General features: G+C 32.7%; 5 protein-coding genes and 8 tRNA genes. All 13 read left to right on the top strand.

Annotated features, from left to right (window positions below):
• Positions 1–42 precede the first annotated feature (42 nt).
• The 13 genes from KQI68_RS10210 (at position 43) to KQI68_RS10155 (ending at position 11,177) form a co-directional block, all read left to right on the top strand.
• A tRNA-Asp gene (locus tag KQI68_RS10210) sits at positions 43–119 on the top strand.
• A gap of 543 nt (positions 120–662) precedes the next feature.
• Positions 663–738: transfer RNA gene (locus KQI68_RS10205), tRNA-Thr, on the top strand.
• Positions 739–752: 14 nt separating this feature from the next.
• Positions 753–838, top strand: a tRNA-Tyr gene (locus KQI68_RS10200).
• 12 nt (positions 839–850) lie between these two features.
• Positions 851–924, top strand: a tRNA-Gly gene (locus KQI68_RS10195).
• Between the two features lie 5 nt (positions 925–929).
• Positions 930–1,006, top strand: a tRNA-Arg gene (locus tag KQI68_RS10190).
• An 11-nt stretch (positions 1,007–1,017) separates the two neighbouring features.
• Positions 1,018–1,093 (top strand) — tRNA-Gln (locus KQI68_RS10185).
• Between the two features lie 9 nt (positions 1,094–1,102).
• Positions 1,103–1,178, top strand: a tRNA-Lys gene (locus KQI68_RS10180).
• 17 nt (positions 1,179–1,195) lie between these two features.
• Positions 1,196–1,284: transfer RNA gene (locus tag KQI68_RS10175), tRNA-Ser, on the top strand.
• 94 nt (positions 1,285–1,378) lie between these two features.
• Positions 1,379–1,645 (top strand): GNAT family N-acetyltransferase, encoded by a 267-nt coding sequence (locus KQI68_RS10170; protein ID WP_216550018.1) that lies wholly within the window; start codon positions 1,379–1,381, stop codon positions 1,643–1,645.
• A 1,284-nt stretch (positions 1,646–2,929) separates the two neighbouring features.
• A complete protein-coding gene (trhA, locus tag KQI68_RS10165) occupies positions 2,930–3,580 on the top strand; it encodes a PAQR family membrane homeostasis protein TrhA (protein WP_216550017.1) in 651 nt (216 codons plus the stop codon).
• A gap of 303 nt (positions 3,581–3,883) precedes the next feature.
• Positions 3,884–4,318 carry an alpha/beta fold hydrolase gene (locus KQI68_RS10470; RefSeq protein ID WP_343221720.1) on the top strand — a complete coding sequence of 145 codons (435 nt, stop codon included), beginning with the start codon at positions 3,884–3,886 and terminating at the stop codon, positions 4,316–4,318.
• A gap of 122 nt (positions 4,319–4,440) precedes the next feature.
• Positions 4,441–4,623, top strand: coding sequence for an alpha/beta fold hydrolase (locus KQI68_RS10465; protein ID WP_343221719.1), 183 nt, complete (start codon positions 4,441–4,443; stop codon positions 4,621–4,623).
• A gap of 893 nt (positions 4,624–5,516) precedes the next feature.
• A complete protein-coding gene (locus KQI68_RS10155) occupies positions 5,517–11,177 on the top strand; it encodes a hypothetical protein (RefSeq protein ID WP_216550016.1) in 5,661 nt (1,886 codons plus the stop codon).
• Positions 11,178–11,246 lie beyond the last annotated feature (69 nt).

The following is an 11,246-nucleotide window of genomic DNA, read 5'->3' as shown; positions in this document are numbered from 1 at the left end:
GCAGGGGGTCATAGGTTCGAGCCCTATTGTGTCCACCAAAGTGGCCTGGTAGTTCAGCTGGTTAGAATGCTAGCCTGTCACGCTAGAGGTCGAGGGTTCGAGTCCCTTCCAGGTCGCCACAATATTTTTTAAATTAAATATTGACTAAGTAAATTATCTATGTTAAACTGTAAAAGTTGTTGAAAGTAAATTAAAATTTACAAAAAAACAAGTGAACATGCTGGTAATGTGCTGGTGTAGTGACGATCCTAACCCAATTTGTAAAACAAATTGATGGTAGGTCGGGATGCCCGAAGGGCCTCAATGTAATTGAGCTTATAAAAGCTTATTTATAAAACTACATTAACAAATGAATAAGTTTAACTAGTAAATGTGCTGGTGTAGTGACGATCCTAACCCAATTTGTGAAACAAATTGATGGTAGGTCGGGATGCCCGAAGGGTCTCAATGTAATTGAGCTTTAAAAAGCTTACTCATTAAACTACATTAACAAATGAATAAGTTTAACTAGTAAATGTGCTGGTGTAGTGACGATCCTAACCCAATTTGTGAAACAAATTGATGGTAGGTCGGGATGCCCGAAGGGTCTCAATGTAATTGAGCTTTAAAAAGCTTACTCATTAAACTACATTAACAAATGAATAAGTTTAACTAGTAAATGTGCTGGTGTAGCTCAATTGGTAGAGCAACTGACTTGTAATCAGTAGGTTAGGGGTTCAAGTCCTCCCACCAGCTCCATAATTTACTCATTGGGAGGAGTTCCCGAGTTGGCCAAAGGGGACGGACTGTAAATCCGTTAGCTTAGCTTTCAGTGGTTCGAATCCACTCTCCTCCACCATTTTTAAACTGTGCGGGTGTAGCTCAGTGGTAGAGCCCCAGCCTTCCAAGCTGGTTGCGAGGGTTCGATTCCCTTCACCCGCTCCAAATATGCACCTATAGCTCAGTTGGATAGAGCAACGGACTTCTAATCCGTGTGCCGGGGGTTCGAATCCTCCTAGGTGCGCCAACTAAAAGTATTGGGGTGTAGCCAAGTCGGTAAGGCACCAGACTTTGACTCTGGCATGCGTAGGTTCGAGTCCTGCCACCCCAGCCACAAGATCATGACCCATTAGCTCAGTCGGTAGAGCACTTGACTTTTAATCAAGGTGTCACGCGTTCGAATCGCGTATGGGTCACCATTTTTTAATTTAATATTGGAGAGGTACCGAAGTGGTCATAACGGGGCGGTCTTGAAAACCGTTAGAGTTCACGCTCACAAGGGTTCGAATCCCTTCCTCTCCGCCAATTAAGTGTAAGAAAAGTCTTACACTTTTTTTATTGCGTAAAAACTTCTTTAATAGGGTAGAAAATAAATACTAATATAGAAGGGAGTTTTATAATGGAAGTAAAAAAGGGACAAAATTGCTATTATATAGGCGAAGATGAAAATAATTACAAGGGAATACTAACTTATGTTGAGCTAGGTGATGTAATAGATGCACAACACACTGTAGTTAAGCCAGAATATGAAGGACAAGGAATAGCTGGCGAACTTGTAAAAGAATTAGTAAAAGATGCAAGAGAAGAAGGGAAGAGAATAAAGGGAAGTTGCTCTTATGTAGCAAGAAAATTAGAAAACGACGAATATAGCGACGTTAGAGCATAAATATATTTAACAGGTAACATAGAAGTTACCTGTTTTTTTAAATATTAATAGGATTTCAAAAAAATTAGTAGAACTAAATTCCCTTTTAGAGCTCTCCGACAAGAAGGACCTTCCCTGAAGAATTTAAAGAGGGACTGTCCCTGACGAGTTTAAAATGGGGACTGTCCCTACAAATATTTAAAAGCAAATTAACTTAACGAGCTGCCCCTTATGACTGTTTGCCAATCAAAAAAAAGTAAATGTCCATATAAAAATGTAGAATTTCGCTCAAATAAAAATGCACAGTTTTGAAGCAAGCTTAGCGGGCTGTCCTTTAGGGCTGTCCGCAAATATAAAACAACTTTTCTCAAGTGTATGAGGACCATTTCTGAAGAATTAAAAAAGGGACTGTCCCAGACTAGTTTAAAAGAGGACTGTCCCTACACGCTCTTAAAATAAAACTAACTTGGAGGGCTTCCCATTATGACTGTTTGCAAATCAAAAAAAGTAAATGTCCATATAAAAATATAGAATTTCGTTGAAATAAAAATGTACAGTTTTGAAGCAAGCTTAGCGGGCTGTCCTTTAGGGCTGTCCGCAAATATAAAACAACTTTTCTCAAGTGTATGAGGACCATTTCTGAAGAATTAAAAAAGGGACTGTCCCAGACTAGTTTAAAAGAGGACTGTCCCTACACGCTCTTAAAATAAAACTAACTTGGAGGGCTTCCCATTATGACTGTTTGCAAATCAAAAAAAGTAAATGTCCATATAAAAATATAGAATTTCGCTCAAATAAAAATGCACAATTTTGAAACAAGCTTAGCGGGCTGTCCTTTAGGGCTGTCCGCATATCAAAAACAACTTTTCTCAAGTGTATGAGGACCGTTTTTGAAGAATTTAGAAAGGGACTGTCCCTGATAAGTTTAAAAGGGGACTGTCCCTATACGCTTTTAAAAACAAATTAACTTTAGCAAGCTGCCCTTTATGACTGTTCGCGCATCAAAAATGTAAATGTCCATATAAAAATATAGAAGTTCTCTCAAATAAAAATGTACAGTTTTTAAATAAGCTTAGCGGGCTGTCTTTTAGGACTGTCCGCAAATAAAAAACAACTTTTCTCAATTATATAGGAACCGACCCTGACGAATTTGAAAAGGTACTATCCCACTAAACTTTTAAAATAAAACAAACTTATCAATCTGCCCTTTATAATTGTCCGCCCATCAAAAACAACCTTCCTCATCAATTCGTATTTACTAAAAAATATTTAAATGTTATAATTCAATCAAATGAGGTGAGAAAAATGACTGAAAACTTAACGAGAAAAGAAAACATAAAACTAGAAATAGGAAATTCAATAAGCCACGGAATAGGAGTGATCCTAGGAATAATTTTCCTACTTATGCTAATAGTACCGAATATAAAAATAGGTAATGTAAAAGGAACTGTAGCCTTTTCCATTTACGGAGGCTGCTTCATACTAATGTTTCTAATGAGTACAATCTATCACGCAGTCCAACATAAAGGCGCAAAGAAAATACTTAGAATCTTCGATCACATCTCAATATACTACTTTATAGCAGGAAGCTTCACACCAGTGATATTACTCTTAACAAATGGAAAATTTAGAATATTCTTCCTAGCACTAATATGGGCAATAGCAATAGCTGGAACAGTATTTAAAATTTTCACATACAAAAATTACGACAAATTAAAGAAACTTTCTACTATTATATACATCGCTATGGGATGGCTTTCAATATTCTTAATAAAACCAATAATATCAAAAACAACTTGGCAATTTATGCTGCTATTAGTATTAGGTGGAGTAGTGTACACAGTAGGGACATACTTTTATAAATCAAAGAAATTCAAATACAACCACATAATATGGCACTTCTTTGTACTAGCAGCTTCAATAATCCATTTTATAGCATTCTATCTTTATATTTAGAATATAGACCCTTTCGAGGGTCTTTTTTAATAAGGAGCAAAAATGTTTTACATAATAATTATTATAATATTTATACTATTAATAAATCCTCAAATATATTATTACAAATCTAATAACTTAAAGCAGGATAAAAATTATAAGCTAAAATGCGAAATGAATTTCAAAAATAATGACGAATATAAAAAGTTAAAATAAAATCATATGATAATTTCATGTTAGAGGGAGCATTATTTGAAGTAAAATAACCAAGGGCAATAGTTCAAATAATTCATGGAACATTGGAGCATAAAAACAGATATTTAGATTTTAACAAAATATTTAAATAAAAGTGGATATACAGTATTTATATCAGACAATAGAGGTCATGGTGCATCAATAGATGCGAAATACAATCATGGATACATAGATGGAGTAGAAAAAGTAGTAGATGATAATATAGCAATAACAAACTGCTTAAACGAATACTTCCCAGAAAAAGAAGTATATATGATAGGACATTCGTTGGGAACAGTATTTGCGAGAATCTTCTTAGAAAACTCAGACTATAAAATAAATAAACTAGTGCTTAGTGGACCACCAAATTTTATAGAAATAGTACCATTAGCCATATTTATAGGCAATATAGCCAACCTTTACTTTGTAGAACACAAAACCTTAAAAATATTGGAAAAATTATACACAGGCAAAAAATTGACTACCATTGGCTATCATATAACGAAGAAAAAGTATAAGAAGTAAAAAAAGACCCACTACTACTAGAAGTATTTAAAAATAGAGGATATCTAACGGTATTTGAAGGCATAAGAGAAATAGGAAATACTAAAAAATTCAAATGCATAAACAAAGAACTAAAAATACTTATGATAGCAGGGAAAGACGATGTAGTAATAGGTGGAGAAAAAGGATTTAGTAAAAAAATACTTGAAAAAATAAGATATAAAAATATAAAAACAAGACTTTATAAAAATATGAAACACGAAATATTTAGAGAAAAAGAAAATGAAAAAGTTTTTAGGGATGTAGTTAAGTTTTTAGACAAATGAAAAATACTTATAATGGACTGGAATTTTATTCTGGTTCTTTTTTATTGAACAATATAAACTTGATTAATATTTATAAAAATCGAAAATTAATAATTTGTAATAAAAATACAATATTTCATAATATGAAAAACAAAAAAATATATGATAAAAAACACAAAAATATATGATAAAAAACACAAAAGAACCCTTTAAAGTTGAATTTAGCATATATTAATTCAACAAAAAATTATATAGCCATAACAATTAAAAATATATAGATTAAGTTTAAAATAAGTAATATTAAAAGCTTTATAAAATTCACAAAAGCAATTATAAAACAATAAATAAAAATGAATATTAAAAATCAAATTCAACGGAATAAAAAGATTTTAAAACCCAGAAAATAAGTGTTTCGGGCTAATAAACAAATAAATGATATTTAAAAAATAGATATGTAATCATAAATATATTTAAATAAAAATAATTAAATTCATAACAATTAAAGAAATAGAAGTATATAAAAAAATAGAAAATTTTAAATTTAATGAAAATTGTACAAAATAAATACAGTTTAAAATGGCTTAAAATACAAAAAGATATGGACAAAAAATTAAAATTTAGTTATACTAATGTATATAGGAAAAGTCTATTTTAAATTTTTTGAATAAAAAAACATAAATAAAAATAGGCTGATAAATCTTAGGAGGCGATGCTCATAATTAAATAGTATTTATTAATTATGGAGATGGAGGTTTATATTAATAACAATTTAAAAAACATTAACAATCAAGAGTAATAATTTTAATAAAATATTAAATCTTCATATTATTTTTAGTAGAATATTAAAAATGTAAGTTATAACTATAATACTTAATAAAGTATTAAGGACTATTTTAAAAAGGAGGAAATAAAGTATGGACACGAAAAAATCGCATAGAGTTTTTAGTCTATTATTAGCTTTAGTAATGATAATTGGAATATTACCAATAAATGCTTTTGCTAATACTGAAAATATGATATTTACTGACATTGAAGACTATCATAAAAATTCAAGTAAAGATTTAGAATTAAAATCAACTTCTAGATTGAAATCAATATCAGAATCGTCAGCAAGTCCAGATATAGCTACAAGAGCTGTAGACGCTGAAGGAAAACCGCCTCTAGCATGGGATGATAACGAAGGGGCAAAAGATGACGGATCTGAATACTGGGATCTTCCAGCAGGAGTTAAAGTTATACACGCACAAAATGGATCTGACCCACTTAATACAATTGGTATTTCTTATATGGGCAGAAGACTAGACGAAAAGGGAAACATTATATTAAAATTTGACATAGCCCAACAACACACCGCTAGTACTGGTGTATGGAGCCATTATGTTATGCGTTTCCCTAAAGAGTTATACAATGCTATTGATTGGGAAAAGTCTTATGCAGCAAGTAAACAAGTAGAATTTGCTGGGGGTTCTCAAGTTGAATTTCTTAAATTTACAGATTCTCCAATAAAAGGACAGACTGCTTATGCAAAATCATTTTCGTTTAAAGATGGAGGTACTTCCTATAGACACTATGATGTCAATATTGTATTAAAAAGTTCTGTAAACTGGGAAAATGACTTTGCCAATAAAACTCAAGTAGTTCAAATGCGTTTATATGACGATTCTGGAAGTAGAATTTTTTCTACATCAAGATCTAGTAAAAATGCAGTAATAGCAAAGTATTCTTACAACACTCATACTAAAACTGCAGTTATTGGTGATAAAACCAATAAACCTAAAGATTTAATAGAATCTACAACAATTTCAGCAACAGATACTGAAAAGGATATGTTCTGGACAAACTATTCTACACTTCAGTTAGACAAGGAAGAGAAAAAGGTTAGACTCACTTATGTTGTAACGAAATCCGAAACAACTAATCCAAATTACAAGGATTACGGAGAAGATATTGCCTTTAGACAAACCTTAGACCCAGACTTTGTACGTTATCTAGACTTAGGTGAAAAAGATGCACAAATAGGTAAGGTATATATACTTGACAATAAAGAGTCAAAATATGGTCCTGAAGTACCTATATATGCTAAGGACTTAAATGGTATAGAAAAAAACGCACAAGGTAGAATAGAAACTGATGAACACGGAAACCCTACTTATAATAGAGATGACAAATCTGTATTCATTCAAGTAGCAACTAAAGATTTTGTGGACAAGGAAAATCTAAAAATAAAGTCTGGTGATCCTAACAAGATTGAGATAAAGAACCAAGATGACCCAACAAGTGTTTTCTTTAATAATATGACTAAAGACGGATACTTTGTTGTATTTGAGTATGATATAGACCCTATAAAAATTAACGACCAATTAATTAAAGACGGTGAATTTGTTAAGAACTTTATGTTTGACACTCGTTATATCACTAGTAACAATAAAGGTGTTCGCAAGTTTACCTTTAAAACAACTAAAGATATTAAATATGAAGGGAACAAAAATCTATTCTATCGTATAAGATTTACTCCAGCTGTTAGCATTTCAGGATCAAGAGCAGCATTGCAAAGAGAGCAAGACTTTGTATTAAACATTGGTGGAAGTGAAGGAATCTGGAAATCTTGGAAAAGAGAAGGTTACTACTGGTCAAATGCTGGCACAGGCAATTGGGACTATGGTATTCCTGTCTATGGTTTTAGTGCACCTGCAGCAAATAATGTAACACTTCCTGGGGGTACTATACCTGCTGGAACAGAAGTAAATCTATACCTACCTAACTATAGTAATAAATTTAACGCCGATAACGTAAAAGTAGATTTAGCCACTGGCGACAATCGTGGTGATGGATTAGCTGTGCCTTCTTGGAAAAATGTAAAACCAATTGAAGGAACTGAGATAGAACTACAAAAGGTTAAGGAAAAAAATGGTAACGAAGTATTCCACTTCCCTTACTATATTAAAAACACAGTTTCCAGAGTTGGTGGTTCTGCTATAAGAGAACAACATGTTCCTATAGTAGATGAAGTCTTTACAGATTCAGAGTCTATAACAGGTATTATGAAGTCAGCAGCTGGTGTTAAAGCACAAGTGGATGTACCTGAAGGGAATAACTTTAAAAGATACCACTCAAATAACTGGATAGATACTAAACAAGATAATGATGGAAACATCGAAAAGTATTTGCGTAGTGACGGGAAAGGCCCAGAAGAAGAAATTGAGCCGGATAAGATTACTGAAACAAGAAGATTTGACAAAACAAATTATGAAGGCTTTAAGTTCCAAATTAAAAACCAATATGCTGGTGGAGATAGTTTAAAAGAATCTAATGAAGAAAAAACTTTAAAAGAACTAGGACTTATAAAAGACCAACCAATTCTTTTAAATACATTTACAAATACTTCGTTAAATTCTGAAACAATCTTTGAACAAGTACAAGCAAAAGTAAAATTTAATCTTTATCCAGAACAAAATATATCTATGGAAAGAATTGTTCCTTTAAATAAACAGTACTCTGTAGTACCACCAAAGGTAGCAAAACCTGGCGATGTCGAAAAATTTGATTTAAATGAAGGAAAACTTAACCCAACTTACAAGCCAAATGGGTTCTTACCAAAACCTGGTGAAGATAACATCCGAATTGATGAAAAAACGCCTACCATAGCGGTACAAAGAGAATCTTTAACAGAAACTGATGGATTTAATAAAATAAAGACGAAAACTTATCCAAATTTCATTAATCACGATGGTTTTACCTATGACATTAATAATAGTGATAATACTTTAAGAGATGAAGCGACACAAAACTTCTTAAAGCGTCTATTCCCAGATGCTGAATTTGACTCTGCACTTTCTAAGAAAGCTAATGGACAGCCAAGAGAAGATAATAAAGTTGTTATAGGTTGGACAAAAGTAGAATTAAAAGACACACCTACACTATCTGCAGAAGATCAATTCTACAAATTAGAAAAGGACAAAAAAGTTCTTACTGAAACAAAACAATGGGACGATAACGAAAACTATATCTTCAACGAATACTCTCCTGTAGATAAAAACAGACAAGTTTATGCTGTTTGGGGTGTGCCAAGCTTAGTCCTACATGCAAACAATACAACTGAAGATAAAGAAACTATAGTTCGTATACCTTATACAGAAGCAGATGTTACTAACACCAACAAAATTATTGATGCAATGACATCAGCTACAAAGGATAACCTAAAGAACAATAATGTTATAAAGGCGCTTCCTCTTGCACCATATAGATACGATTCAAAACAATTAGGCGAAACGTATGATGAAAGATTAGAATCTTTCGTAATGGAAAGCTCTACTTTTGTTGGATGGACACTAGAGCGTTATCCAAATGATGAAACATCTAGATTTGTTGCAGGTAACAATAATGATCGTATTGGCGAAATTAAAAAAGGTATGACTAAAGATAATAAGAGCTTACCTAAGAGAACTGAGTCTACTCAATACATGGATGGAAAGAGAGATGCATACGTACCTAATGGATTTAACTTTGCAGTTTCAAAAGGATTTGAAGCCTTAATGAAGGAAGGAAAAGACATCCACTTGTACGCAAATTACAGACCATACTTTGACGTAAAAGTTTTACCAAGATATAGAAATGTATCTGATCCTGTTACAGGTTATCAATATGGTAAGTATGAAGACAATGTAGATGCAGCTAAGAAAAAACCACTTAATGTTGCCCTTCTATATAGAACAGCTGTAACAGATTATACAACACCAACAGTTCTTCAAGGAGCGACTTATAACCCATTAACTACACAAGATGCAATTAAGCTATTTGATGGAACTAGTACAAGCCCATTAACTTGGACTGTACCTGGATATGACCGTGAAGGATTACGTCAATCTTATGTAGCTGTAGTAGTTCCAGAAGGGAAAAAAGAAGCATACAAAAACTTTAAACAGGCCCAAGATCCACAAAACCCAGATGCAGGCATCAACGACTGGAACTCATTAGGAATTTCAACTTATGTAAAAGTAAGTGGAAACTCAGCAGAATTAGATAAAAATGCACCTAGAAACCTTCACGAAACAGTAGTTCGAGGCGATCCTTATGGAGTAGGTTTAGCAAAACAACAAACATTTACTATCAAAGAAGGTAGCAAAGTAGACGCATATACGTCTGCAACATCTAGACAATCGGTATTAAGAGGAGATAGAGAAGTTAAAGGGTATAATATATTCTTAACAAACACTCCTAAAACAATCCAAGCACCAGTATTTGACAATGTTAAGGGAACAGATACAAGCTTTAGTGTAAACTTTGATCAAGACCTTATCGATCAAAAATTAAGCGGATTAAAACTAAAAGTTCCTTATGCAGTAGAAGATGGTGAACCAGGAAAGTATAAGGCAGAATACAGAGACATCAACCTAACTATTGGAGAAGATGGAAAAACTATTACAGCACCAGATGGTATAACAGCGACTGTTGAAAATGGAAAGTTAAAAGTAGGTAATTTTGACTTTACTAATCTTCCAGCAGGAGAAGAAAACAGAACTATCTACGGAAACTTTACAAAAGCCGTAGAAGGTGGAGAAGATATCGTAAGTGATCAAGGTAAAGTTGTTATTACACAGCTACTAGTATCTAATCCTGTAACAGATATGGAGCAAACTCCAAAGAAAGATGGAGAAAATGCACGTATCAAGTTTGTTGTACCAGAGCCAGACCCAACAGACCAAGTAGTAGTTGGAACAACTTATACTGCTCAAAAATTTGATAAAGATCAAAATAAATGGATTGATGTAGGAACTTTAGAAATAACAAAACCTAAAATGGGTAATTCAACACAAGAAATTCCATTAACTGGTGATGTTGCACACGAAGATACTATTCGTATAGTGTCAAAAGAGCCTGGCAAGAAACCTGGATACTCTGTAGGTGATGAAACAAATACACCATATACTCCAATGCAGCCAAATCCAGACAAACCAAATGATCCAGTATCAGATTACAAGCACTATGTAAAACTTGACCTAGAAGGACCTAAAATTGAAGGTAAGGCAGAAGACGAAACTTTCAGAAGATATATTAATATAAAGGCAACCTTAGACGAAATGCCTGGCGATAAAATTACTATCGAACTAGGTACTAAAGGTCAACAAGGTACAGAGGGCAACAAAACTGTTGAGGCTACAAAAGCAACAGCAGTAGAGAAGTTCAACGAAATTGTTCGTGAAAATGAAAATACTTTACATGGTATTTGGATTATTGCAGTTGACGAAATGGGTAATAAAACTACTAAAGAAGTTGATTATATTCAAACATATCAATTAAAGGTAACTGCTACGGGTGCAAGACCAAATAGAGATTTCTTTAGGTTAAAATCTGAAAAAGATAATACAAGTGTAAGGCTAACTGTTAGAGAAGGAAACAACATTGTTTTAGAACAAACATTAACTTTAAAAGATGCAAATAAGTATGAAAAGATTACTTTTATGAAAGACGGTCAATCTTATAAACTAAAAAGTGGTCAAGAACTTGAAATTAAAGGTTCTTGTGTAGAAGATAGTAAAATATATACTACAAATCCATTTAAGTTGCTTATACACTAAAAAGTACTAGATATTTTGTACAAAAATATTTTCATTAGATAACCATCAAGGGAGCTTAAGCTTCCTTTG

Source organism: Peptoniphilus ovalis, assembly GCF_018919265.1.
Lineage (GTDB): Bacteria > Bacillota > Clostridia > Tissierellales > Peptoniphilaceae > Peptoniphilus_A > Peptoniphilus_A ovalis.
Note: the sequence above shows the minus strand (reverse complement) of the source record. Positions and strands in the feature narration are given on the sequence as shown.

What these genes read in the sequence shown, in the direction of transcription:
- KQI68_RS10170 (WP_216550018.1), top strand. Translation starts at nt 1,379, where the DNA reads ATGGAAGTAAAAAAGGGACAAAATTGCTATTATATAGGCGAAGATGAA.
- trhA (WP_216550017.1), top strand. Translation starts at nt 2,930, where the DNA reads ATGACTGAAAACTTAACGAGAAAAGAAAACATAAAACTAGAAATAGGA.
- KQI68_RS10465 (WP_343221719.1), top strand. Translation starts at nt 4,441, where the DNA reads ATGATAGCAGGGAAAGACGATGTAGTAATAGGTGGAGAAAAAGGATTT.
- KQI68_RS10155 (WP_216550016.1), top strand. Translation starts at nt 5,517, where the DNA reads ATGGACACGAAAAAATCGCATAGAGTTTTTAGTCTATTATTAGCTTTA.